This is a genomic window from Streptantibioticus ferralitis, from assembly GCF_029223525.1.
GTDB lineage: Bacteria > Actinomycetota > Actinomycetes > Streptomycetales > Streptomycetaceae > Streptantibioticus_A > Streptantibioticus_A ferralitis.
Genome location: NZ_JARHTQ010000002.1, coordinates 25294 through 49795, shown reverse-complemented (window position 1 = coordinate 49795; position 24502 = coordinate 25294). Strand labels below are relative to the sequence as shown.

At 68.5% G+C, this 24502-nt stretch carries 20 protein-coding genes and 1 pseudogene; 14 read left to right on the top strand and 7 right to left on the bottom strand.

Going from position 1 to position 24502, the window contains the following annotated elements; translation table 11 throughout:
* Nucleotides 1–197: 197 nt before the first annotated feature.
* Entirely contained in the window at nucleotides 198–728 is a 531-nt protein-coding gene (locus P2L57_RS03030; protein ID WP_275809131.1) for a GNAT family N-acetyltransferase, read from the bottom strand.
* A gap of 477 nt (nucleotides 729–1205) precedes the next feature.
* Here P2L57_RS03030 and P2L57_RS03025 point away from each other — a divergent pair, with 477 nt between their 5' ends.
* The 3 genes from P2L57_RS03025 (at nucleotide 1206) to P2L57_RS03015 (ending at nucleotide 4147) form a co-directional block, all read left to right on the top strand.
* Complete coding sequence (locus tag P2L57_RS03025; RefSeq protein ID WP_275807766.1) at nucleotides 1206–1853, top strand: hypothetical protein; 648 nt, start codon at nucleotides 1206–1208, stop codon at nucleotides 1851–1853.
* A 204-nt stretch (nucleotides 1854–2057) separates the two neighbouring features.
* Entirely contained in the window at nucleotides 2058–2753 is a 696-nt protein-coding gene (locus P2L57_RS03020; RefSeq protein ID WP_425574824.1) for a response regulator transcription factor, read from the top strand.
* The gene (locus P2L57_RS03015) at nucleotides 2750–4147 is read left to right on the top strand and encodes a HAMP domain-containing sensor histidine kinase (RefSeq protein ID WP_275807760.1); all 1398 of its coding nucleotides are present in this window, start codon (nucleotides 2750–2752) and stop codon (nucleotides 4145–4147) included. Before P2L57_RS03020 ends, P2L57_RS03015 begins: the two co-directional genes overlap by 4 nt.
* Before the next feature lie 32 nt (nucleotides 4148–4179).
* Here the strand turns inward: P2L57_RS03015 and P2L57_RS03010 are convergent, their stop codons facing one another.
* Together P2L57_RS03010 and rox are read right to left on the bottom strand one after the other, a co-directional pair.
* Nucleotides 4180–4491 (bottom strand): hypothetical protein, encoded by a 312-nt coding sequence (locus tag P2L57_RS03010; RefSeq protein ID WP_275807758.1) that lies wholly within the window; start codon nucleotides 4489–4491, stop codon nucleotides 4180–4182.
* Between the two features lie 53 nt (nucleotides 4492–4544).
* Nucleotides 4545–5972: a rifampin monooxygenase gene (gene rox / locus P2L57_RS03005; RefSeq protein WP_275807756.1), complete on the bottom strand. Its 1428-nt coding sequence runs from the start codon at nucleotides 5970–5972 to the stop codon at nucleotides 4545–4547.
* A 380-nt stretch (nucleotides 5973–6352) separates the two neighbouring features.
* Between rox and P2L57_RS03000 the strand changes: the two genes are divergently transcribed.
* Entirely contained in the window at nucleotides 6353–6661 is a 309-nt protein-coding gene (locus tag P2L57_RS03000; protein WP_275807753.1) for a hypothetical protein, read from the top strand.
* On the opposite strand, the gene P2L57_RS02995 is transcribed toward P2L57_RS03000, so the two are convergent.
* Nucleotides 6654–7898, bottom strand: coding sequence for an MFS transporter (locus tag P2L57_RS02995; protein WP_275807751.1), 1245 nt, complete (start codon nucleotides 7896–7898; stop codon nucleotides 6654–6656). The two genes, P2L57_RS03000 and P2L57_RS02995, sit on opposite strands and share 8 nt — an antisense overlap.
* Before the next feature lie 134 nt (nucleotides 7899–8032).
* Here P2L57_RS02995 and P2L57_RS02990 point away from each other — a divergent pair, with 134 nt between their 5' ends.
* From P2L57_RS02990 to P2L57_RS02945, 10 genes and pseudogenes are all read left to right on the top strand, one after another.
* Complete coding sequence (locus P2L57_RS02990; RefSeq protein ID WP_275807749.1) at nucleotides 8033–8959, top strand: LysR family transcriptional regulator; 927 nt, start codon at nucleotides 8033–8035, stop codon at nucleotides 8957–8959.
* Nucleotides 8960–9063: 104 nt separating this feature from the next.
* Entirely contained in the window at nucleotides 9064–9465 is a 402-nt protein-coding gene (locus P2L57_RS02985; protein ID WP_275807747.1) for a hypothetical protein, read from the top strand.
* A gap of 599 nt (nucleotides 9466–10064) precedes the next feature.
* A complete protein-coding gene (locus tag P2L57_RS02980; protein WP_275807745.1) occupies nucleotides 10065–11411 on the top strand; it encodes a DUF2254 domain-containing protein in 1347 nt (448 codons plus the stop codon).
* A gap of 443 nt (nucleotides 11412–11854) precedes the next feature.
* A complete protein-coding gene (locus P2L57_RS02975; RefSeq protein ID WP_275807742.1) occupies nucleotides 11855–13084 on the top strand; it encodes a branched-chain amino acid ABC transporter substrate-binding protein in 1230 nt (409 codons plus the stop codon).
* 142 nt (nucleotides 13085–13226) lie between these two features.
* Nucleotides 13227–14159, top strand: a pseudogene (locus tag P2L57_RS02970) (branched-chain amino acid ABC transporter permease).
* A gap of 5 nt (nucleotides 14160–14164) precedes the next feature.
* Nucleotides 14165–15949 (top strand): branched-chain amino acid ABC transporter permease, encoded by a 1785-nt coding sequence (locus P2L57_RS02965; RefSeq protein WP_275807739.1) that lies wholly within the window; start codon nucleotides 14165–14167, stop codon nucleotides 15947–15949.
* A gap of 5 nt (nucleotides 15950–15954) precedes the next feature.
* Nucleotides 15955–16851 (top strand): ABC transporter ATP-binding protein, encoded by an 897-nt coding sequence (locus P2L57_RS02960; protein WP_275807736.1) that lies wholly within the window; start codon nucleotides 15955–15957, stop codon nucleotides 16849–16851.
* A complete protein-coding gene (locus P2L57_RS02955; protein ID WP_275807734.1) occupies nucleotides 16848–17564 on the top strand; it encodes an ABC transporter ATP-binding protein in 717 nt (238 codons plus the stop codon). The genes P2L57_RS02960 and P2L57_RS02955 overlap by 4 nt, the downstream gene beginning before the upstream one ends.
* 430 nt (nucleotides 17565–17994) lie before the next feature.
* Nucleotides 17995–18618 carry a helix-turn-helix transcriptional regulator gene (locus P2L57_RS02950; RefSeq protein ID WP_275807730.1) on the top strand — a complete coding sequence of 208 codons (624 nt, stop codon included), beginning with the start codon at nucleotides 17995–17997 and terminating at the stop codon, nucleotides 18616–18618.
* 155 nt (nucleotides 18619–18773) lie between these two features.
* Nucleotides 18774–20510, top strand: coding sequence for a choice-of-anchor C family protein (locus P2L57_RS02945; protein ID WP_275807726.1), 1737 nt, complete (start codon nucleotides 18774–18776; stop codon nucleotides 20508–20510).
* Nucleotides 20511–20567: 57 nt separating this feature from the next.
* On the opposite strand, the gene P2L57_RS02940 is transcribed toward P2L57_RS02945, so the two are convergent.
* The 3 genes from P2L57_RS02940 to P2L57_RS02930 form a co-directional block, all read right to left on the bottom strand.
* Nucleotides 20568–21518, bottom strand: coding sequence for an AfsR/SARP family transcriptional regulator (locus tag P2L57_RS02940; protein WP_275807723.1), 951 nt, complete (start codon nucleotides 21516–21518; stop codon nucleotides 20568–20570).
* Nucleotides 21519–21910: 392 nt separating this feature from the next.
* Nucleotides 21911–23437 (bottom strand): sodium/proline symporter PutP, encoded by a 1527-nt coding sequence (gene putP, locus P2L57_RS02935; RefSeq protein WP_275807719.1) that lies wholly within the window; start codon nucleotides 23435–23437, stop codon nucleotides 21911–21913.
* 135 nt (nucleotides 23438–23572) lie between these two features.
* Entirely contained in the window at nucleotides 23573–24232 is a 660-nt protein-coding gene (locus tag P2L57_RS02930) for a choice-of-anchor C family protein (RefSeq protein ID WP_275807716.1), read from the bottom strand.
* Nucleotides 24233–24502: the final 270 nt, after the last annotated feature.

Here is a 24502-nt window from a genome sequence, read left to right as displayed (position 1 = left end):
TCCGTGAGGGGGTGCCGTACTCGCCGCTGGAGTCGCGGTCGGATCCGGCGGGCCCCACGGAGATGGATGCGTTGTGCGGCTACCTGACAAAGGTGCGCGGGTGCCTGCCCCGAGACTCGCCCACTGCGCCTCTGCCCAGACCGGACGTCGAAGAGCGCGTTGAGGCGGTTCGGCGATCGGATGCCCCGCCCGCGCCGTCAGCCGACCCGCCGGGCCAGCGCCTGCCCCGGCCAGTCCCCGGACAGAAAGCGGTCGGTGGGGTTGAAGCCGTTGCGCTCGTAGAACGCGACCAGTTCGCCCCCGCCGCCCGCCCAGCAGTCGACCCGCAGCAGTTCCACACCGGCCCGGCGAGTCTCCTCGGCGGCATGGGCCAGCAGCGCCGCCCCGATGCCCAGCCCGGCGTACCGTCGGTCGGAGACCAGCAGCCGGACGTACCGCTCGGGTTCCTCGACCGGCGCGATCGGCATCTGCGGGCTTGGCCCGGAGTCCAATACCAGGGCTCCGACAGGCTTTCCGTCCAACTCCGCGATGTACGGGGCGTTTTCGGTCGTGTACCGCTCGACCCGCGCCACCCCGCCGGGCTTCTGCGAATACGGTGTCGTGCCCCACTGCTCGGTGTTGCCGCGACCGTTCATCCAGGCCACCGCGGAGTCGAGCATGTCCAGAATGGCCGGTGCGTCGGCCAGGCTGCCTGGTCTGATCCGTATGCCATGTGTGGTGACGTTCACGGCGGAAGCATAGGCACTGTCGGGCGGATCACGGGCGAAGCCATCGCGCCCGTATCGGCTCCAGGTTCCTCCGGCTTCAGGTGTCACGATGGAGAGCACGACATTGGTGCTGTAGAGGATGAGCGCGCTCGTGACGCGGGCCGCCAGGTGTTCGACCACTGCGCCGCAGCATCACCGACCCGACCGAGATCACCTACTACGCACGCTACGGCCCCCTCAGCACCCGCCTTCGGCACGACGCCGTCCACACCCACCCCACCTCGACCGAGGCGTTCAACGACGTACTCGCGACCATTGTGCGAGCCGACTGACACGTGCGGGCGCATCTCCGCCTCGGGGGCCTCGGGGGTTTGATCACTAAGGCGATCGTAAGGTTGCGCGAGAGTTCTCATGAGGTTGACGCGGTTTTGTGAGGGCCAGGCGCCGAAAGGATCGTTCGGCGGCGCCATACGACTCACAGACCGAAGGAGAATGCGCATGCGTTTCACGATGCGTATGGCGGTGGGCTCGGCCCTCGCATTGGCGACGGGGGTTGCCGGGACCACGATGGCGATGGCGGCGACGCCGGCTCACGCCCGGACCGTCACCGCGGCGCCGGGGAAGGGCGTTCTGCCCTGCGGGCCGGTTAGCGGGCCGGTCCAGGGTGCCAAGCCGGGGAAGACGGTGATCCCGATCAAGGGAACGCCGGTCAGCGGGCCGATCAAGGGCGCCAAGCCCGGCAAGACAGTGAACCCGATCAAGGGAACGCCCGTCAGCGGACCGATCAAGGGCGCCAAGCCCGGCAAGACAGTGAACCCGATCAAGGGAACGCCCGTCAGCGGACCGATCAAGGGCGCCAAGCCCGGCAAGACAGTGAACCCGATCAAGGGAACGCCGGTTAGCGGGCCGGTCGAGGGTGCCAAGCCGGGGAAGACAGTGATCCCGATCAAGGGAACGCCCGTCAGCGGACCGATCAAGGGCGCCAAGCCGGGCAAGACAGTGACCCCGATCAAGGCGACCAACGGCGACAGGAGCACCACCGTGTGGTGCGCTGTCGGTGGTCACGGCCAGGGCGGCGGCTCCGTCGTCGTCACCCGGCCCGGTCAGATGGTCCCGCTGCCGGGCGCGGTGCGCGGCCGCGGCTGACGCCGAACCAGTGCCGGGTCCGTGCTGCGCACGGACCCGGCACGTTCCATACCCCTGTGTTCCGCGCGTTCTTGGTGCTCTCGGCGTTCCCAGCGTTTCGGCTGTTCCCGGCGTTCCGGCCGTTGCAGTCGTTCCAGTTGTTCCGGCCGTTGCAGCCCGTCCCGTCGCTCCAGCCGTTCCAGCCGTTCCATGAGAACGGCTCTCATGTTGGTGAGAGAACGTTCATCTATGCGCGTACTGGTAGTCGATGATGATGAGGACGTCCGGCGTTCGCTGGCCCACGCCCTCGGCAGGGACGGCTTCGAGGTCTCCAAGGCCGCAGACGGCAACTCGGCCCTGGAGCAACTGAACCGCGTGCGGCACGACGCGATCGTGCTCGACATCCTGATGCCGGCCCCCAACGGTCTTGAAGTCTGCCGTCGGTTGCGTGGGCGCGGCGACCGCACGCCGATCCTCATGTTGACCGCCCGCGACCTGGTGGAGGACCGGGTCGCCGGGCTCGACGCGGGAGCAGACGACTACCTCGTCAAGCCGTTCGCCCTGGACGAACTGCGGGCCAGGCTCCGGGCGCTGCTGCGGCGCAGCGGAGCCGACCGGGAACTCCTCGCCTTCGCCGACATCGAACTGGACACCGCTGCGTGCCGGGCGCGCCGCGGTGACCGCGTCCTGGACCTCACCCGCACGGAATACGCCTTGCTGGAGCTGTTCTTGCGCAACCCGCGCCGGGTGCTCAGCAGGACCCTGATATTCGACTCCGTCTGGGGCTTCGACTTCGGGCCGTCGTCCAACTCCTTGTGGGTGTACATGAGTTATCTGCGTGCCAAACTGGAGGGGGGCGGTGAGCCCCGGGTGATCCAGACGGTCCGGGGGCTCGGCTATGTGCTGCGGGAAGAACCATGAGCCTGCGTAACCGGGTGGCATTGGCCGGCGGGGCGGTGGTCCTCGCTGTGTTGCTGCTCGCGTCGTTGGTGATCTACCCGGTGCTGGGCGCGCAGTTGACCTCCCAGCACGACGCCGCGCTGGTCGCCGCCGCCAACCAGGCACCCAAACTGCTCGGCGCCTTCGCCACCGGCAAGACCGCCGTCGAAGGCGGCCGGGCCGCGGTCCCCACCAGTCCGCTCCCGGCCGCCGGCGTGGGCACCGCGGTTCCGGCCATCCCCGCCAAGGTGATCCAAGTGGGCGGAACGAGCTTGCAGTTCCTGCTGCCGCCGGTCTCGGTCGGGCCCACTGACGGCTTCCTGGCGGTCTCCCAGACCGACACCGAGGTGGCCGACGGCCGCCATGCGGCGTACTTCAGCGACGCGGCGTACGACGGCGTGCGCTACCGCGTGTACACCGCACCGCTCGCGCAGTACGCCGGGGTGGTGGTTCGCGCCGCCGTCCCCGAGTCCGAAGTGGGCGACACCCTGAGGCAGTTGCGGATACTGCTGGCCGGGATCGTGGTGGGTGGGATGCTGCTGGCCGCGGCGGGGGCGCGGCTCGCCGCGGGCCGCGTGCTGGGCCCGGTCCGGCGGCTGACCGAGTCCGTCGAACACGTCACCGCGACCGGAGACCTGAGCACGGTGGTCGAGGCACGCGGCCGGGACGAGATCGCCCGGCTCGCGGGGGCGTTCGCCACGATGATGTCGGCCCTGGACGACTCGGTAACCACCCAGCGTCGCCTGGTGGCCGACGCCTCGCACGAGTTGCGTACCCCGCTGACCAGCCTGACCACCAACCTGGAACTGCTGGCGGACGGCGCGGGACTGGCCGATCCGGAGGCGCCGGTGCTGGTCTCCGACGCCCGCCGGCAGGCCGGGGAGCTCGCCGGACTGGTCAACGACCTGGTGGACCTGGCCCGTTACGGCCAGGCCCGGCTGCACACCCAGGACGCCCGGCTCGACCTGCTGGCCGAGCAGGTGGTGGAACGGGCCACGAGGCGCACCGCGCGCGTAGAGTTCCGCACCGAACTTGAGGAGTGCCTGGTGCACGTCGATCCCGACGCGGTGGAACGGGCGATCGGCAACCTGGTCGACAACGCGGTCAAGTGGAGCCCGGCCGGTGGCCGGGTGGTGGTGCGGGTGGAGTCGCGTGGGACGGTCTCGGTGGCCGACGAGGGACCGGGGATCCCTGAGGCCGACCTGCCGTACGTCTTCGACCGCTTCTACCGCTCGCCCGCCGCGCGGGCCATGCCCGGTTCCGGTCTGGGGCTCTCGATCGTGCGGCAGATCGCGGAGAGCCACGGCGGCACGGTGACCGCCGAACCCCTGGCGCCGGGGGTACGGCTGCGGATCGCGCTGCCTGCGATGACGTGACGGCAGAGCGAGGCACGGCCGCCGGTGCCCGGTTACTCGCCGGCACGCCCCACATATCGCAGCGTCAACGCCGTCCTCACCGCGAAGCACGCGGCCACCGCAGCCGCCCCGAGGCGCATTCCGGTGCGCCCGTCGGGCAGCGCCAGGAACGATCCGAGGAGGGCGACACCCACGGCCATACCGATCTGGCGGGCGGTGTTGAGGATGCCGGAGCCGAGTCCGGCGTACTCGGCGGCGATCGCGGCGAGGGCGGTGCCGTTGAGGCCGGGTGAGCAGACGCCGCAGCCGAGCCCGGCCACCGTCGTGGCGACGGCGAACAGCGGCCAGGATGCCGGACGGTTCACGCCCAGCAGAAGCACCGTTCCAAGGCAGGACCTCCCGAGCCACAACTGCGCGCTCAGCTGACGCCGGCGCCGAACCACTTTGGCAGCCGGCTGAGCAGATCCTGCTGGTCTTCACCGACCCACGCCACGTGGCCGTCCGGCCGCAGCAGCACCGCGGGCACGTCCAGTTCCTCGCTGACGTCTACGACGTGGTCGACTCGATCTGCCCAGCCCGCCACCGAAAGCCGGCCGGTCTGGTCGAGCAGCAGCCCGCGGCCGCCGTGCATCAGCTCGTAGAGGCGACCCCGCTTCAGCCCCACGTCGCGCATCCGCCGGCCGAGCAGTTCATGGCCCTCGCCGAAGTCGTAGCGGACCCTGATCGCGGTGATCTTTTCGATCAGGTACCGGTTCACCTCCTCGAAGTCCGCCAGTTCCGACACCAGCCGGCGCACTGCCCGGGGACCCGGCTCAGTAGACAACAGCTCCATCTGTGCGCGGGTGTTGTCCAGCACGTCGGCGGCCACCGGATGCCGTTCGGCGTGGTAGCTGTCCAACAGCCCCTCCGGTGCCCGTCCGCCGACCTCGGCGGCAAGTTTCCAGCCGAGGTTGAACGCGTCCTGGACGCCGAGGTTGAGGCCCTGCCCGCCGGTCGGCGGGTGGATGTGCGCCGCATCGCCGGCCAGCAGCACCCGGCCGACCCGGTAGCGCTCGGCCTGCCGGGTGGCGTCGCCGAAGCGGGACAGCCAGCGCGGTGAGTGCACGCCGAAGTCGGTGCCGGCGATCACCCGCAGCTGCTGCTTGAACTCCTCAAGAGTTGGCGGGACCGTGCGGTCCTCTGCCACCCCCTCGGCGGGCACGACGACGCGGTACACCCCGTCTCCGAAAGGCCCGGCGCCGAACCGCAACTGGGTCTTGCGGACCTCGGCCACCACGGCGGCCAGCGTCTCCGGCGAAACGGCCACCTCCATCTCGCCCAGCAATGTCTCGACCCTGGAGGGCTCACCCGGGAAGCCGACGCCGAGCAACTTGCGCACCATGCTGCGGCCGCCGTCGCAGCCGACGAGGTAGCGCGAGCGCAGCCGCGTGCCGTCGGCCAGCTCGGCGGTCACCCCGTGGTCGTCCTGGCTGAGCCCGACGAGTGCGCAGCCGCGCCGGATCTCGGCGCCAAGCTCGGTGGCGCGCTCAGCCAGCAGGCGGTCGGTGATGGTCTGCGGGATGCCGAGGACATACCCATGTGCGGTGTCCAGCCGGTCAGGTGACGGCTTACTGATGCCGGCGAAGAAACCGCCGACCGGGTACCGCTGGCCGTGCGCGAGGAACCGCTCCAGCAGACCGCGCTGGTCCAGCACCTCGATGCTGCGCGCGTGCAGGCCGAGCGCGCGGACATACCTGGGCGGCTCCGCCTCCTTCTCCAGCACGAGCACATGCACGCCGTGCAGCCGCAACTCGCTGGCCAGCATCATGCCGGTCGGCCCACCGCCGGCAATGATCACGTCAATCATCAGACCCCCCATTCAACAAAGTTGCGTTTCGCCAGCTGCTCCGCGCAGTCCGGCGGCGCGCGCACCCGCACCTCCGCGCCGAGTGCCCGCAACCGCACCGCGAGTCCCACCGACGGATCGCGTCCCGTGAGACCCATACACCGTCAAAATCACATGTACTTCGCGAATCCATGATTTCCGCAGGCTCTGGCTTCGGCTGGAGATTCTGCAGCACGAGCCGGGTCTTGCCGCAAGGCCCCCGGTGCGCTATATGTTGAGAGTGGCAAGGAGTGGGCAACCTCCTTGCCTTTGTTTTTTGTGGTCCGCTGTGGACGGACAAGCTCCTCCCGAAGCGGTGATGCGCCGCGTACGGCGATGCCGGCGGGCCAGGAGGATTTCCCATGGGCCTACGGATACAGCCGCGGAACGAGAGGTTCTTCACCCTCTTCGGCAAGGCTGGCTCGAACGTCGGCAAGGCTGGCTCGTCGGTCGGCAAGGCTGGCTCGAACGTCGTCGAGAGCGCGGCCATCCGGCACTCGGCGGACGGTAGCCGGGCCCTCGCCAGCGACCAACGATCCTCCGGGGAAACCCGACGCGGTGTGCCGCCCCTGCGCTGGACGACCAAGATCAATCTCAGCGCCAACCACGGTTCCATTGATCCCCGAGGCCGGACTTCAGGGAACAGTGTCGAGCTGCGGCGTGTCATGTGAGGCTCGCGGCCTGTTCCCTTGTGTTCTGGGGCGCGTTCTCGCGGCGCGGGAGCAGCAGCGGGGTGGTTAGGAGGAGGACTCCTGCGACCGCGATCGCGGTGCGGGGGCTGGTGATGGCGGCGAGCAAACCCCACACGGCGGTCAGGGCCGCGATGGTGGCGCTGCTGCTGACCGACCACGCGGACAGGGTGCGGGCGACCCGGTCGGGGTCGGTGTGGTCGAGCCGGTAGGTGGCCAGCACTGGGCTGAACACACCGCAGCAGGTCACCAGGCCGAGTTGGACCGCGATGATGAGTACGATCCCGGGGACACCGGGCCGGACGAACGCCAATCCGACAGGCCAGCACGCACGCAGCACCCCGGCGGTGAGCATCACCTTGTGCTGCCCGAACCGCGCCACGAGTCGGCGCGCCAGGCGTGAGCCGACGAGACCACCGACGCAAGGGGCCGCGAACACGAGACCGTACTGCCAGGGTGCGAACCCTAGGCGGCCCAGCAGGAGTACGGCGAGCAGCGGCTCGGAGGCCATGATCAGGCCGTTGACCACGATCGTGTTGAAGAACAGCGGGCGCAGCGCGGGGTGGGTGAGGATGTGGCGCCATCCTTCGAGCAGATCGCCTGCCCGCAGCCGCGGTGCACCGGTCCGCGCGGGGCGCGGTTCCGTCCCGCCGATGGCGCGGATGCCGAGCGCCGAGAGCAGGTAGCTGACCGCATCGGCCAGCACGGTCGTCATCGGGCCGAGCAGCCCGATCGCGGCCCCGCCGAGCGGTGGTCCGACCACAGACGAGGTCCACGCCGTGGACTCGAACCGGCCGTTCGCGACGAGCAGGTCCTCCGGCGGCACCAGCGCCTTCAGATACGCACCGCTGGCCGCGTTGAAGGCGATGTTGGCCGCGGCGACGACGACGGAGACGACGAGGAGCTGGGCGAAGCTGAGCCAGCCGAGCGCGAACGCGGCGGGGACGCTCATCAACGCCGCGAACCGGGTCAGGTCCATCGCCACCATGACCGACCGCTTACGGCGGAACTCCACCCACGGACCGAGCGGCACCGCCACCACGGCCCCCACTGCCCGCCCCGCGGCAGACAGCGCCGCCACCTGGGTCGGCCCGGAGTGCAGCACGCGGATCGCGATCAAGGAGAACGCACCGAACCCGAGCCATGTGCCGTATGAGCTGACGGCATACGCCGCCCACAGCCACCCGAACCGCCGCCCCAGCGCCCGCCTACCCGTCATACCCAACGCACCTCTCGCCGATCTGAACAACCACACGCTGACCATCGGCATCAAAGCGAGTTGTAGATGGCGAGATCAAACAACCGATCCGCCATGCAAGCACAACCATTCGTTGTGTCGATACCCTGGTCGGCGTGGATCTCGCAGCTGTGCGCACCTTCGTGGCCGCCGCGGACGCGGGGCGGTTCCAAGACGCTGCCGCCGAATTGTCGATCACCCAGCAGGCCGTCTCCAAACGCATCGCCACGCTGGAGAAGATCCTCGGCGTGCGGCTGTTCACCCGGACCGCGCGCGGAGCGAAGCTCACCATCGACGGGCAGGCGTTCCTGCCCCACGCCCGCGACCTCCTACGGGCCGAAGAGCGGGCAGTCGCCTCCGTTCGTCCCGGCCGCCGCGCGCTGCGCGTCGACGTGATCGGCCGACGACTCGCCCCGGCTGCGCTGCTGGGCGACTTCCATCGCGCGCACCCCGAGGTCGAACTTGATGTCGTGACCCTCTTCGACGCCGACGCGGCCATCGACGCTATCCGCTCCGGCACGATCGACGCGTCCTTCCGCGCCGTCACCATGCCCGGCCGGCAGCTCCCCGACGACATCGGGGTCGCCCGGGCCTTCGACGAGCCCGTCCAGCTTCTCACTGGACCGGCCCACGAACTCGCCGCCGCCCGCGCGGTCACGCCCACCGAGCTTGTCGGGCACCGGATCTGGATGCCCGGCATCGTTCCGGGAACCGAGTGGGCCGCCTACTACGATGCCCTCGCCGCCGCGTTCGGGCTCACCATCGAGATCACCGGCCCCGACTTCGGCACCGAGCCCCTGCTGGACACCATCGCCGGCTCCCGGTCACTGGCGACCTTCGTCGGCGAGCAGACACGCCTCGTCTGGCCCGCCGACCACGGCCTGCGGCGGATCTCCGTGCGCGACCCGGCACCGGTCTACCCGCACTCACTGGTATGGCACCGCGCCAACCCGCACCCGACACTTGTCGCGCTCCGCGACCACCTCTGCTCCGGGCAGTTCGACCACTCTGACGCCGAGACCTGGACACCGACATGGGCATAGTGGTCGGGACCACCGCCTTGCCCAGCGCCAACAACATCGTGGGCAACAGTGCGAACGCATCGTCGCGTTCTGCCGAGCCTCCCATTCGTACCGGGCTGACATTCGTGCCCCGTGCGGACATCACCTGCGGCCTGAGCGATGTCGACTTCTTCCTGCTCTCGCTGCGGCGGCCGCAGAGGGTGTGCGAACCAATGCGCGGGAGCGCACTGCCCGCTGGCCCCTTGCGCCAGGCCATGGCCAACTTCGACAGGCAGGTCGCGCCGGTGACCCGGGTACGCAACGCGCTGGAGCACCTGGATGCCACCGCCCTCGGCGGCGGAGGAGGATTCGGCTACGGCATCGGGGAGGACAGGGTGCTCATCACTCACAACGGCACTCAACTCGACACCATGGCACTGTTCATCGCTGCCCAGGACGTACACGCGGCCATCCGGGCCGTCGTCGATCGGATCGCCGGCGCAGACGTTCATGACCAGCACCCGATCGCCGTCCCCGCTGGGGCCTGACCGAGTATCAAGACGCACAGCGAGTTCGTGTCGGCTCTGGCCTCGCTCCCGGAGGAGAATGCGGGCACCACGTCCATGATTGCCGCCCTCAGCGGACGGATCCAGCGGCGCGGCGCTGGTCCTGACCTTCAGGCACACGGCGTCCGGGACGATCCCGCGACACGCCTGTCCACCGTCATCGCGCTGCTGCGCGAGCTGACCACGCCGCCCGGTGCCGTTATGCGTACTTCGAGGCCGACCACACCCCACGCAACCATCGCCTCCGGATATCACCGGACCGTCCGCTGCGACCACAGTCACAGACCTCCAGGCCCACCGAATCCGCAGGCAACGCGCCTTCCACTCCTCTGTCGATCAGCACGAGGACGGCGGAAACGAGAACCATGGCGCCGACGAGGGCCAGGCCGGTCGGAGGCTCTCCACCAAGGCTGCCGAGACCACGCGCGGCCATCCGATCGGTCCGGACGATCATCGAAGGGCAGGAGTGACACTCCGTGGTTACCACCGTGGTCCAGGGTGACCGCGACTGCGCCCCGCGCCGACACGTAAAGTGGAATGGGTGAGCCCGAAAGCCTGATCAGCCGCTGGTGGTGGGCAACGTGATACGCCGGGTCCACATCGAGTCACAGTGGCGCAGGGAGGCGCTGCGGACGAACCTGTGGCTGGTGCCCACTGTGGAGGTCGCCCTCGCGACCGGACTCTTCCTCGGTACCTGGGCGCTGGACTGGGCGGCGTACCGGGGCTCACTGGAGCTGCCCTCGTGGGTCATCAGCGGCACAGCGGACGCCGCTCGGCAGATCCTCGCCGCGATCGCGGCGGCCCTGATCACCGTCGTCGGCGTGGTGTTCTCAATCATGATCGTGACCCTGACGCTGGCCTCCACCCAGTTCGGACCGCGGATGCTGCGCACCTTCATCCGCGACCGCACCACCCAGCTGACGCTGGGGACCTTCGTCGCCACGTTCGTGTACGCGATCCTCGCCCTCGTCGCCATCAGCCCGGGCCCGCACGGCGACTTCGTGCCACACCTGTCCATCACGGTCTGCATGGCACTGGTGCTGACCGACCTGGCGGTGCTGATCTACTTCATCCATCACATCACCACCTCCATCCAGCTGCCGCACGTGATCGCGAGCATCGCCGCCGATCTGTCCGAGGCGATCGAAACCGGCGCGGGAGAACCCGAGTGGGCGGGCGGGGTCGAACGCGGGCCGTCCGCCGCAGAGCTGCACGCCCGGTTGGACGACTGCGGCGGCCCGGTGCTGGCACCGGCCAGCGGCTATCTGCAGTTCGTCCGGCACAGGACACTGGTGCACATCGCCACCGAACTCCAGGCAGTCATCCGTCTGGAAAACCGTCCCGGACACTTCCTGGTCCAGGGACACCAGCTGGCCACCGTCTGGCCACCCGAGGCGGCGCCCGAGGTGGCGCGCACCTTCGCCCAGGCGCACATCACGGGCCCCGCCCGGACCCTCACCCAGGACATCGCCTTCGCGGTCGACCAGTTGGTCGAGATCGCCATCCGTGCGCTCTCCCCCGCGGTGAATGACACCTTCACGGCCCTGACCTGCATCGACTGGCTCGGGGAAGGCCTGTGCCGGATCGCGGCCCGGTGGCAGCCCAACCCGGTCCACCGCGATGAGGCCGGCTACATCCGGGTAATGGCCGTACCAGTCGGCTACGAGCGACTCGTCCAGCGCGCGTTCGAGAAGATCCGGCAGGCAGGTCGTGGCATGCCGGCCATCCTGATCCGGCAACTCGACGCTCTCGCCGAGATCATGACGGAGACCACATCCCCCGAACAGCGCCAAGTCCTCGTCTCCCAGGCCGAGATGATCGAGCGGGTGAGCACCGAATCGGTACCGGAACAAGCCGACCGCGAGGACGTCCACCGCCGCTACCTCGCCGTGCTGACGCTCAACGCGTCTGTCGGCAACGAGTCCTGACGCCTCGCCCAGGGGAACCTCGTTGGCACATCGGGCAGTGATCCACCAGCACCACACTCGACGTGACGCTGCGCAACACCCGGGCTGTGCACAGATGGGGCTCCATTCCGAGCACCATCGCTACCAGACCCCGCCCAACACACTTGGGCGCGCATTTCCAGACATGACTGCAAAGCCTTACGCATCGTTGATTGACCTGCGTGTTCTTGCAGTGCAGATGCCAATCAAGGCGGACATACCGCCACAAAGATGCGCGGACAATGTCTGATTTTCATCTCGTCATAACGAGACAATCACAGTATGCATCCGCCTCTGCCGGACCTTGAACCCGCGGCTTAGATTCACCGCCAGTTACCGCGCCCCCCGATTCCGAGCCCATGCCGGTCGAAGCGCGCGACTCGGTGTCTCATCAGAGACGGCCGTGCCAGGGGAAAGGACTGATCGTGCGACACCGTTCCTTGCTGATACTGACCTCCGTGCTCACCACCGGGGCCCTCACCCTCACCGCCTGCGGATCGCGAAACGGCGGAGGCGGTAGCAGTGCCAACGGCAACACCACCGTGGTCATCGGAGTCGACGCTCCGCTCACCGGCCCGCTGTCCGCCCTGGGCCAGGGCATCAAGAACTCCGTCGACCTCGCGACCAAGAACGCCAACAAGAACAACGAGGTTCCCGGCGTCACCTTCAAGATCGAAGCCCTCGACGACCAGGCGCAGCCCTCCTCGGGCCAGCAGAACGCCACCAAGCTCGTGGCCGACAGCAGTGTCGTCGGCGCCGTAGGCCCGCTCAACTCCAGCGTCGCCCAGTCCATGCAGAAGGTGTTCGACGAGGCGAACCTCACCGAGGTCTCCCCCGCCAACACCAACCCGAGCCTCACCCAGGGGGCCGACTGGCCCACGGGCAAGAAGGTCCGACAGTTCAAGTCGTACTTCCGCACCGCGACCACCGACGCCATCCAGGGCCCGTTCGCCGCCGACTACGCCTACAACACAGCAGGCAAGAAGAAGGTCTTCCTCGTCGACGACAAGCTGACCTACGGCGTCGGCCTCGTCGGAACTTTCAAGACCGAGTTCACCAAGCTCGGCGGCGCAGTCGTCGGCCAGGACCACGTCAGCGGCGGGCAGAAGGACTTCTCCAGCATCGTCGCCCGCATCAAGTCCTCGGGCGCCGACATCGTCTACTACGGCGGCCAGTACCCGGAGGCCGGTCCGCTCAGCGCCCAGCTCAAGAGCGGCGGCGCCAACATCCCGCTGATGGGCGGCGACGGCATCTACGACCCGACCTACATCAAGCTGGCCGGCTCGCAGGCCAACGGCGACCTGGCCACCTCGGTCGGCCAACCCGTGGAGACCCTCGACTCGGCGAAGAAGTTCGTCGCCGACTACAAGGCAGCCGGCTACTCGGACCCCTACGCGGCCTACGGCGGCTACTCCTACGACAGTGCCTGGGCGATCATCGAAGCCGTCAAGGCCGTGGTCAGCGGCAACGGCGGCAAGCTGCCGTCCAACCCGCGCGCCGCGGTGGAGGCCGCCATGTCGAAGGTCTCCTTCGACGGAGTGACCGGCCAGGTCGCCTTCGACCAGTACGGCGATGCCACCAACAAGCAACTCACCGTGTACGCCGTCAAGAACGGTCAGTGGGCGGCGGTGAAGTCGGGCACCTTCAACGGCTGACCCCGCTCGGCCACCAGATTTGCACGCGACCGTGCGGAGGAGCTGAACGGTCAGTTCCTCCGCACGCTCGTATCGGGGGCACAACCACAACCAAGCCTCATGATCCCGAGATCCGGGAACGAAACGACACGGAGGCCCTGCGGTGCACGAACTGCCGCAACAGTTGGTGAACGGCCTGTTGCTCGGCTCGATGTACGGGCTGATCGCCGTCGGTTACACGATGGTCTACGGCATCATCAAACTCATCAACTTCGCCCACGGCGAGATCTTCATGACCGGGGCCTTCGGGGCCCTCACCATCTACACGTACATACTCCCCAACGGCACCAGCCTGTGGATAGCCCTGCCGCTGATGATCATCGGCGGAATGATCGTCTCCATCGCGGTCGCGGTGATCACCGAGCGGTTCGCCTACCGGCCGCTGCGCAACGCGCCTCGCCTAGCGCCCCTCATCACCGCCATCGGCGTCTCACTGACGCTCCAGCAACTCGTCTGGGCCTTCTACCCGGGCGCCAAGAAGGAGCGGCTCTTCCCGCAGTTCGGCGGAAGCGGCTTCCACCTCGGAGCCGTCACGATCCAGCCTGCGGACATCTTCCTGATCGTCGCCGCTCCCCTGTCGATGGTCTTCCTGGCCACCTTCGTCATGCGCACCCGCACCGGCCGCGCCATGCAGGCAACCGCCCAGGATCCGGACACCGCGAGGCTGATGGGCATCGACACCGAACGCATCATCGTCATCGCGTTCGCCATCGGTGCGGCATTCGCCGCCATCGCCGGAGTCTCCCATGGCCTGCGCTACGGCCAAGTGGACTTCCGCATGGGCTTCATCGCGGGTCTGAAGGCCTTCACCGCCGCCGTCCTTGGCGGCATCGGCAACATCTACGGCGCCATGCTCGGCGGTCTCGTTCTCGGTGTCGCCGAATCCCTGGCCGCCACCTACATCCAGCACATCCCCGGCATGAGCCACTTCGGCGGAGGCGCCTGGCAGGACGTCTGAGCCTTCGTCCTCCTCATCCTCGTACTGCTGTTGCGGCCTCAGGGCCTGCTCGGCGAGCGCGTCGCGGACAGGGCGTGATCACCATGACCACCACCACAGAGACCACACGGTCCGCGGTTCACCGAGCCATCCTGCCCATTCCCATCACCACCGCGCGGGCCCTCATCATCATCGGCGGCGCCCTCACCGCCGCCTCCGCCTTCCTGTCCTGGACCTGGACCTCCGCCTTCCCCGGCGACCTCACCGTCGACGGCTACCCCGGCGGCCTGCAGTGGCTCACCTTCGCCGCCGGTGTACTCACCGCCGTCTTCGGCCTCGCAGGCCACGGCATCCGTGGACTGCGCCGGCTCAACCCAGCGGGCAGCAGCTCCGCCGAACTGCTGCTGGCCGTCGGTGGCCTCGCCGTCACCTGGTTCACCCTCGGCGCGATCAGCGTCGAACTCGGCGGCCTGGTCAACCTCACGGTCGGCGGATGGATCGCCGGTATCGCGGCCCTCGTACCGGTAGCAGGGGCGCTCGGCCTGCCTATCGAGGGTGAGCCCGGCAGCGCTACGAGCCGCGGCAGCGCCCTGTGGCGGCACATCAAAAACCACCCGAGCATCAAGCCGACCCGGCCGCTGCCCGCCTACGCCGAGATCCTGATCATCGCCGCCGTGCTCGCCGTCGGCCTCGGCCTGTTCACCTACGGCATCGACACCGGCTACGGCGAGTTGTTCGTCGGCTTCCTGATCACCGTTGTCTTCGGTGCCTGGGCCCTGTACTCCGCGGGCCTGACCGACCAGTTGTCCGCCATCACCGCACGGCACCGCTCCGTCACCGCCATCGGCGCGTTCGCCGCGGCAGCCGCCTTCCCCTTCACCCAGAGCAGCGACCAGTACACCAGCATCGGCGTCAACGTACTGATCTTCGCCACCGTCGCCCTGGGCCTCAACATCGTCGTCGGCCTCGCCGGCCTTCTCGACCTCGGCTATGTCGCCTTCCTCGGCGTCGGCGCCTACACCGCGGCGCTGGTGTCCGGCGCCGCCACCTCCTCCCTCCACATCGTGTTCCCCTGGTGGGCGGCCGCCCTCACCGGTGCCGTGGCGTCCATGGTCTTCGGCCTGCTCATCGGCGCCCCGACCCTCCGGTTGCGCGGGGACTACCTCGCCATCGTGACCCTCGGCTTCGGAGAGATCTTCCGGATCGCCGTCTCCAACTTCGACGGCGTCACCGGCCCGAACGTCACCGGCGGCCCCAACGGCATTCCCAACATCCCCGACATCTCCGTCTTCGGGATCGACCTCGGCAAGTCGCACTCGCTCGGCGGCTTCACCCTCGGCCGCTTCTCCAACTACTTCCTTCTGATGCTGCTGTTCACGGCGATCGTGGTGCTCGTCTTCACCCGTGCCAGCGACTCCCGCATCGGCCGTGCTTGGATCGCCATCCGGGAGGACGAGACCGCCGCTCTCGCGATGGGTATCAACGGCTTCCGCTTCAAGCTCCTCGCGTTCGCCCTCGGCGCCGGACTCGCCGGACTGGCCGGAATGGTCCAGGCGCACATGGCCTTCAGCGTGGTGCCCGATCCGTACCAGTTCGCCGGCTCGGTGCCGCCCAACTCCGCCTTCCTGCTCGCCGCCGTCGTCCTCGGCGGCATGGGGACGGTCAGCGGTCCGCTCGTCGGCGCGGCCCTGCTCTACCTCATCCCGGCCAAACTCCAGTTCCTCAACGACTACCAACTCCTCGCCTTCGGTGTCGCCCTGATCCTGTTGATGCGCTTCCGGCCGGAAGGCCTCATCGCCAGCCGCCGACGTCAACTGGAGTTCCACGAAGCCGAACAGCCCATCCTTCAGACCACCGAAGAAGCCGGCCTCACGAAGGCGAAGGCGTGAAAGCGATGACCACCACACTCACCGAAAACAGCACGGCGCCGGAGCCCGCCGCGAGCACCACGCTCCTGGAAGCCAAAGGCGTGATCATGCGCTTCGGCGGTCTCACCGCCGTACGCAACGTCGACCTCACCGTCGGCAGCGGCGAGATCGTCGGACTCATCGGACCCAACGGCGCCGGCAAGACCACCTTTTTCAACTGCCTGACCGGCCTGTACGTCCCCACCGAAGGCCAAGTCACCTACAAGGGCACCGTCCTGCCGCCCAAGCCCTACAAGGTCACCCAGGCCGGAATCTCGCGCACCTTCCAGAACATCCGGCTCTTCAGCAACATGACGGTCCTGGAGAACGTCCTCGTCGGCCGCCACACCCGCACCAAGGAAGGCCTCATCTCCGCCCTCCTGCGCGGCCCCGGCTACCGGCGCGCCGAAGCGGAAGCGCGGACGCGGGCCATGGAGATCCTGGACTTCGTCGGCCTCGCCGCCAAGGCCGACCGGCTCAGCCGCAACCTTCCCTACGGCGAGCAGCGCAAGTTGGAGATCGCCCGAGCCCTCGCCGGCGACCCCGGCGTGCTGCTGCTCGACGAGCCCACGGCGGGCATGAACCCCCAGGAGACCAGAGCCACCCAGGAGTTGGTCTTCGCCATCCGCGACCAGGGCATCGCCGTCCTCGTCATCGAACACGACATGCGCTTCATCTTCAGCCTGTGCGACCGCGTCGCCTGCCTCGTCCAAGGCGAGAAACTCGTCGAGGGCACCCCGGCAGTCGTGCAGAGCGATGAGCGCGTCATCTCCGCCTACCTCGGCACCCCCTACGACGGCGCACCGGGCAGCGAGGAAGTCGCCGAAGTCCAGGCCGCCGAAGCCGCCGCCGACGGAGCCACCAGCGAGGAGGAAGACCGGTGACCGCTCTTCTCGAAGTCGAGGACCTGCGGGTCGCCTACGGCAGGATCGAAGCCGTCAAAGGCATCTCGTTCAGCGTCGAGGCAGGCCAAGTGGTCACCCTCATCGGCATCAACGGTGCAGGCAAGACAACAACGCTGCGCACGCTGAGCGGACTTTTGAAACCGGTCGGCGGCCACATCAGGTTCAAGGGCAAGCCACTCGACAAGGTCCCCGCACACAAGATCGTGGAACTGGGGCTGGCCCACTCCCCCGAGGGGCGGCACATCTTCCCCAGGATGACGATCGAGGACAACCTGCGCCTCGGCGCCTACCTGCGCAAGGATCACGAAGGCATCGAAAAGGACGTCCAGCACGCCTACGAGCGCTTTCCCATCCTCGGGGAGCGGCGAAAGCAAGCCGCGGGCACCCTGTCGGGCGGGGAGCAGCAGATGCTGGCGATGGGACGCGCACTGATGTCACGGCCCGAACTGCTGATGCTCGACGAGCCGTCCATGGGCCTGTCCCCGATCATGATGCAGAAGATCATGGACACCGTCGCCGAACTCAAGGCACAGGGCACCACGATCCTGCTCGTCGAGCAGAACGCCCAAGCCGCGCTCGCCCTCGCCGACCACGGCCACGTCATGGAGGTCGGCAGGATCGTACTGTCCGGCACCGGGCAGGATCTCCTGCACGACGAATCCGTTCGCAAGGCATACCTGGGCGAGGACTGACCTTCTGTACGCGGCAGGTCTGAGGGCCGGGCCATCAGGCCCTCAGACCAAGCAGTGGTAGCGCCTGCCGTCAACTCCCGTGCCTACGGCGTGCGGGACGGCATGCTGCGAGCCGAACTGATCGTCAACGGGGAACGCCTCGGTGGCCTGGCTGTGGATCCGATGTGACGTGGCGGGACCGCGCCTCGGTCGGTGGACCAGGCCGGTCGAGGACGGTCACACGGCGACGCTGGGAGCGCGCGCCCGGCGGCAACCGACGAACGGGCGCACTTCCGCGCGACTCGGCCGCCCCGGGGGCCGCCCTGAGCGCTCGTCGTGGGAACGCGCACGGGCGTTAGGTCCATGTTCAGTCCACGCACAGCGCGGTCCGCAGAGTTGTTCGCGAGACGCCATGTCCTCGTTGGTGTCAATGCGCTGGGGAGGAGCACGGATGGAGCGCATTCCCGTCTGCGTTCGCGCGGACGATCCCATCTCGCAGGTCGGTGTGGCCGGGGCGCTCAGGCCCCGGCCGGAGGTGGAGGTACTGGCTGATGCGGAGTTGGACCAGGCGAAGGTCGCCTTGGTGGTCACTGGCGCGGTGTCCGACGACAGCCTGCGGGTCCTGCGATCCGTGGCTCAGGCGAGCGCGGCTCGGCTGGTACTCGTCACCGCGCAGATCGATGAGTCCGACCTCGTGTCGGTGGCGGAGGCCGGTGTGGTCGGGGTGGTTCGGCGCGGGGAGGCCACCCCTGAACGGCTGGTCACCGTGGTCAAGTCGGCCGCGGCGGGAGAAGGGGCGGTACCGCCGGATCTGTTGGGAGGACTGCTCGGTCGGGTCGGCCGTGTGCAACGGCAGGTCCTGGGACCGCGCGGGCTGAACTTCAACGACCTCACTGACCGGGAGGTCGAGGTGCTGCGGCTGGTCGCCGAGGGGTTCGACACCGCCGAGATCGCGGCCAAGGTGGCCTACTCACCGCGCACGGTCAAGCAGGTCCTGCACGACATCCAGAACCGCTATCAACTCCGCAACCGCTGCCATGCCGTCGCCTACGCCATGCGTCATGGCCTGATCTGACGGGCGTACGACAATCGTTGTGAGCACGATTCTCCGAACCGGCGAACGTCGATGCGCGAGGCGGCTAGTGTTCCTTCCCTCGGAGGCCATCGAGGTCGTTGGGACCCGAGCGTCCACCGGCCAGAACCTATGGCGGGTTCAGAGGAGTGGGGGCGATGGCAGGCAGGCCGAGGCCCGAGGGGCTTGGGAGCCAGCGGGACGGCGCACCAGCGGAACAGCCCGATGAGGAGCTCGTCCAACGTGCCCGGAAGGGGGACGACGCCGCCTTCGGACTTCTCTACGAGCGGCACCTCGGACCAGCCTGTTGTCTGGCCCGCCTCTACGCGCCCAGTCCGGCGGACGCGGAGGACATAGCCTCCGAGGGGTTCACCCAGGTACTCGGCGCGATCCGTGCCGGTGGCGGACCCAATCAGGCATTCCGGCCGTATCTGCTGACAGTTGTACGACGGATCGCCACCAACGCGGCGGTGCGCGGAAGGCGGTCCACGCCGACGCCGGAACCGGAGGACTACGCCTCCGCGGTCCCCTTCGAGGATCCGGTGCTGGCCGATCTGGAGGCGTCACTCGTCGGGCGGGCCTTCGCCGCGCTGCCCGAACGCTGGCAGACCGTGTTATGGCACACGGAGGTGGAAGAGGAGAGCCCGGCCCAGGTCGCGCCACGACTGGGACTGTCCGCCAACGCCGTTGCCGCACTTGCCTGTCGCGCTCGCGAAGGGCTGCGCAAGGAGTACCTGCAAGCGCATCTGTCCGAGCTGGACATGGAGCGCGAGTGCCGCAAGTGCGCCTCGAAACTCGCCGCTTACCTGCGTGGTTCCCTGGCGGAGCAGCATCGCGACCGAGTCGAGGAGCATCTCACCCAATGCGAGCGCTGTACCGGACTGCTGCTGGAACTTCGCGAGGTCTCCGACGGTCTGCGCGGCATTCTGGCCCCGCTGGTCCTGGGCCCGGCGTTCGCCGGCTACTTCGCCTCGCTGGTCGACACCGAGCCGTCACATGGATCGCCAGACGGCGCAGGGCCAACACCCCAGCCACACGACGGAGGTTGGGCCTGGTGGAGGTTGGCAAGCGGCAAAGGGGCCAGGGTGGCCGGCAGTGCCATGGGCGTCTCGGTGGCATCTGGTCTGTTCCTGGTCGCGGTGGCCGTTTCCGTGTTACCGCCGGAGGGATCTGCCCCACGCCCCCACGCCGAGGGCCGCAGGCCCGTATCGCCATCCGTGCCCACGTCACGGTCGCCGGTGTCGCCCAGCACGACGCCGCGTGGGCCCCTGGAGCCTCGGCCGAGCACTGGTCCGGGGTGGCCGCATGCGAACCCGTCGCCGGGCGCCCCGAGGGAAAGCTCCAGGCCGTCGCAGACCGGCGTGAGCCCCTCGGCGCCTGCGTCCAAGTCCCCCAACCCCACTCCACTGGTGTCCGACGGCGATTTCGAGGCGCCGGCGGCGAACGCCCCCGTGGTCCTCTACCGTGCCGGCCAGTTCATCGGCCCATGGCAGGTGACTCAGGGCTCGGTGAACATCACGCGTTCGGACGCCTATCAGGCCGCCGACGGCCAGCAGTCGATCGACCTGAACGGCGACCCTCCCGCTCCCATCAACGGGGCGCTCGCCCAGACCTTCAACACCACCGCCGGTCAGCAGTACATCGTCAGTTTCTACTTCGCCGGTAACTTCACATGCGCGCCAGCGGTCAAGCACATGGCGGTACAAGCCGCCCAGACCACAAGGGACTTCACCTTCGACACCACGGGACGCTCCGCGACCAACATGGGCTGGCGGCCGGAGACCGTACCGTTCACCGCGACAGGTGCCCGGAGCACGGTGCGCTTCACCAGCACCACCGACCCGAACAGCAGATGCGGGCCGACGATCGACGCCGTCAGGGTCGTGCCGGCGTAGCACGCCGACGGTGCCGGCGGTGTCCGTGGACACCGCCGGAGGCATCGAACCAACCACCTAGCGCTTCGCCACAACTCCCCGGTGTGCAGCGGGAGATGGAGCCTTCGGTGACGCTATGACCGGCTGGTCGGTGCCGATGCCGAGTGAGGCGAGCATGTCGGTGTAGCGGCGCCGAGCCCGCTCCGCCGCGGCGGGGGCGCCGATGCGTCCGTAGGCCTTGATCAGCAGGTGCCAACCCTGGTCATGGCAGGGGTCGACGGCCAGGCACATCTCGGCCGCGGTCACCGCCTCCTGCGGGTTACCGACCTCAAGTTCCGTGGCCGCGAGTTCAGCGGCGGCTTTGGCCGCCTGGTACCGGTACATCTCCCGGTCCTGTTGCAGCCATTCGGCCGGTCCGTCCTCGGGGAGCAGTTCTCCGCGATATACGGCGAGCGCGTTCCGCAGGCCTTGCAGGGTCATGGCGGTGTCCCCGGCGGACCTCGCCCGCCGTGCGTAGGCCAACGAGGTCTGGAACGCGAGAGTATCGAGGTAGGCGTCGGCAGGAAGGTTGAGCAGGTATGCGTCGCCGTCGCGGACCACCAGCCGTGGCTTGCGTCGCTCCCGGTCCGGTTCCAGCAGGCTGCGCAGGCTGGAGATGGCCACCTGCAGGTTGGCCGTGGCCGACTCGGCGGGCGTGTCGGGCCAGAGCGCCTCGATCAAGGTCTCCCGGTGTACTGGCTGCCCGGCGCGCACGGCGAGCAGTCGTAGCGCGGCGCGGGCGCGCGGGCGTACCTTCGTCCAGTCGATCAGCCGGTCGCCGACGGCCATCCGGAATCCGCCGAAACACCAGGTCGACACTTTGGGTTGGTGCTGGGTGAGATGCATGGATGTCGGCTGGGCCAAATGCTGCCAACTGGTCGGGAGGAAGGGTACGGCGTCCAGAGCGGCCTTGGGTTCCTGCCTGGCCGGTTCCTGGTCGGCATCGAGCAGCGTGAGGAACGCGCGGACCCAGACACGGAGGACTTCCACCTCTGGCGTGTCCGCTCCCTGAGACCTGCCGGCCCAGGCGGTGCGAAGCGCCCGCCGCAACCAGTCCGTGGTGACCGAACCAATGCTGCTTGCCACCTGTTCGAACCGCGCGGTGTCCGCGCCCCCCTGGGCGTCCTGGACCAAACGCGAGGCGATTCCCAACAGCCCTTCCGCTACGTCGACCGTTGAATCCTCGGCCCGTCGCGGGTCGGTACCGCGGTACCCCCTCGGGCCACCGGTGCTGTCATTTCCGGGTATGGGCGTCTCGGCCCCTTGCGCATCGACAACCGTCATCGCTCGTCGCAGTGCTTCACCGTTCGTGTCCACGTCTACACAGTGGGATCCGGTGCCGGACTATGACGGAAGAAGTACAAGAATCTTCTGACGGCTACTCAGGCATGGTCGCGCCTGCGGTGCTTCGCCACTGAATGCCCCATGTCGCCCCAATACCGCTGCTGCGGAGGGCGGCCGGCGAAGGCGCCGAAGCACAACGCGGCGGCAGTGGCGGCGACCACCCCCGGCACCATCGCGTACACACCGGTCCGGAACGGGCCGAGGAGCGGATCGATCTGGCCCCACAGGAGCACGGTGAGCGCACCCGTCACGATGCCCGCTGTCGCTCCGGCCTTCGTCATCCGGGGCCAGTACAGCGACAGCAGGAGCACCGGCCCGAAGGCGGCGCCGAAACCCGCCCAGGCATAGGAGACGATGTCCAACACGGCGCCGCCGCTCAACGCGATCAGGTAGGCGACCGCCGCAACCCCGATCACGCCCGCACGTGCCACCCACAACAACGCCGCGTCCGATGCGCGTCGGTGTACGTATGCGTGGAAGAAGTCCTCGGTGATGGATGTCGCCGTGACCAGCAACTGGCTGTCGGCGGTGGACTTGATCGCGGCGAGCACGGCCACCAGCAGGACACCCGCCAGCCAAGGGTTGGCCAACTGCGTGGACAGCGCGATGAACACCGTCTCGGGATCGGTGAGCGGCTGGTGGATCAGGACGGTGCCCAGGAGTCCCGCCAGGCTGGTGCCGGCCAGCGCGAGGACCACCCAACCCGCGCTGATGCGCCGGGCTTTGGGAATGTCGCGTGGGTTCTGGATGGCCATGAAGCGGGCCAGGATGTGCGGCTGTCCGAAGTAGCCGAGCCCCCAGGCGAGCATGGAGATCACCGCGGTGGCGTCGAGCGGCTTGCCGGCATCCCATTGGCCGTTGGCGAAGCTGGCCTGCGCCCCCAGGTCGAGCAGTGCCGGAGACCCGTGGGCCAGCGAGCGGTGCAGCGCGCCCGGGCCCCCGAGCCGCCAGACACCGATCACGGGAGCGGCGAACGCCCCGAGAAGCATCAACGTGCCCTGTAGCAGATGCGATGCGCTCACGGCGCGAAAGCCGCCCAGCACGGAGTAGGTGACCATCACGACGGCGAAGACGGTGACCCCGAACCCGAATCCCACGTCGAATATCTGGTTGAGCAGCAGGCCGCCGGCGACGAAGCCGCTCGCCACGTAGACGGTGAAGAACACGACGGTGACCGTTGCCGAGATGGTGCGCAACGTCCTTCCGTGGTCTTCGAAGCGTTCTTCCAGGTACGCGGAGAGCGTCACCGCGTTGTTCGCCAGTTCCGTGTAGGTGCGCAGACGGGGGGCGACCAGCCGCCAGTTCAGGTACGTTCCGATGGCAAGGCCGACCGCGATCCAGGTAGCGCCGATCCCCCCGGCGTACACGGCTCCGGGCAGGCCCAGGAACAGCCAGCCGGACATGTCACTTGCTTCCGCGGACAGGGCCGCCACCACTGGGTTGAGCCGACGGCCGCCCAGGGCGAAGTCGGCGAAAGTCTCGGTCTCCTGATGGACACCGATCCCGATCATCACGAACATGAACAGCCCGAAAGTGATCAATACCGGTGCGGTCTGTAGTTCCATCTGTTTCTCCGTTGACGGTGGAGCTGGACGAGCCCCGCCGACTGCGTTGACAGTGGCCCGCGCTCGGGCGGGCCACTGTCAACGTCGAGAGCCTGAGCAAGGGGTGGTGTCAGGCAGCGGCCACGTTGGCCGTCATCAGCCGCAGCAGCAGCACGAGGGCTTGCAGCGGTGGACCGTGACGTCGTCGATGACCGGTCCGCTCGGGGTGTGGGCGGTGGTACTGGCGAACGTCAGGGTCGTCGAACTGCCGGTGGCCTCGAAGGTCACCTGCCGCTTCACCCAGCCCATGTCCGTGGCGGACTTTCCGGTGGTGTCGAAGGAGAAGTCCTGGAAGTCCTGCCCGTCGACGAGGACCTTGCCCGTTTTCACGGCCGGTCCTCGTTCGTGGTTTCCGGCGAGCGCGTACGTCACCGTGTACGTGGCCCCCGGGGTCGTGGCGAAGGTCTGCGACACGGCCCCCGGGTGGGTGTTGGGGAGGTCCTGCTCGGTGCCGTTGAGGTCCACGGTCTGCTGTCCGTCAGCCGCCTGCCAGTGCCCGTCGACCAGATCGACCGTCGCCTGGGTGACCTTCCACGGGCCTATGGACTGCCCCGTCGTGAAGGTCCGCATCGAGTTCGGTGCCAGCCTGGGGTTCTCGAAGCTGCCGTCGCTGAAGGGGGCGGCAGCGCTGGGAGCGGCGGCAAGGTGGCTCGCCCGGCCACCGCCGTGCGCCGGGGCGGCCAGCGCCGTGCCGGTGGTCCCGGTGAGCAGGACAGCCGCGGTGACGGCGGTGACGTAGGTGCGTGAGGCCAACATGGGATCCTCTCAGAGATGTGCTGTGATGTGCCTGGTGCTCGCTGCCGTTGAGCACGTGGGCAGCTCGCTCACCACAGAATCCGCGCGCCGGACGGCGTTGCGAATGGCTATCGGCGCGGCGCCTGGGACGGCTTGGTGCGCACGATCGGGTGACCGAGGTCGTGCCGGCCTCGTGACGGGGCAGCCGACCGCCCGGGAGCCCCTTCGTGCGGGCCGACTGCCCGGAAAGCCACCCCCATTGAGGCTGTGCCGGATCCCGCGAGCGTTCAC

Bases quoted from the DNA above. Each gene is read 5' to 3' on its own strand.
- P2L57_RS03025 (WP_275807766.1), top strand. From the start codon at position 1,206: ATGCGTTTCACGATGCGTATGGCGGTGGGCTCGGCCCTCGCATTGGCG.
- P2L57_RS03020 (WP_425574824.1), top strand. From the start codon at position 2,058: ATGTTGGTGAGAGAACGTTCATCTATGCGCGTACTGGTAGTCGATGAT.
- P2L57_RS03015 (WP_275807760.1), top strand. From the start codon at position 2,750: ATGAGCCTGCGTAACCGGGTGGCATTGGCCGGCGGGGCGGTGGTCCTC.
- rox (WP_275807756.1), bottom strand. From the start codon at position 5,972: ATGATTGACGTGATCATTGCCGGCGGTGGGCCGACCGGCATGATGCTG.
- P2L57_RS03000 (WP_275807753.1), top strand. From the start codon at position 6,353: ATGGGCCTACGGATACAGCCGCGGAACGAGAGGTTCTTCACCCTCTTC.
- P2L57_RS02995 (WP_275807751.1), bottom strand. From the start codon at position 7,898: ATGACGGGTAGGCGGGCGCTGGGGCGGCGGTTCGGGTGGCTGTGGGCG.
- P2L57_RS02965 (WP_275807739.1), top strand. From the start codon at position 14,165: ATGACCACCACCACAGAGACCACACGGTCCGCGGTTCACCGAGCCATC.
- P2L57_RS02960 (WP_275807736.1), top strand. From the start codon at position 15,955: ATGACCACCACACTCACCGAAAACAGCACGGCGCCGGAGCCCGCCGCG.
- P2L57_RS02950 (WP_275807730.1), top strand. From the start codon at position 17,995: ATGGAGCGCATTCCCGTCTGCGTTCGCGCGGACGATCCCATCTCGCAG.
- P2L57_RS02945 (WP_275807726.1), top strand. From the start codon at position 18,774: ATGGCAGGCAGGCCGAGGCCCGAGGGGCTTGGGAGCCAGCGGGACGGC.
- putP (WP_275807719.1), bottom strand. From the start codon at position 23,437: ATGGAACTACAGACCGCACCGGTATTGATCACTTTCGGGCTGTTCATG.
- P2L57_RS02930 (WP_275807716.1), bottom strand. From the start codon at position 24,232: ATGTTGGCCTCACGCACCTACGTCACCGCCGTCACCGCGGCTGTCCTG.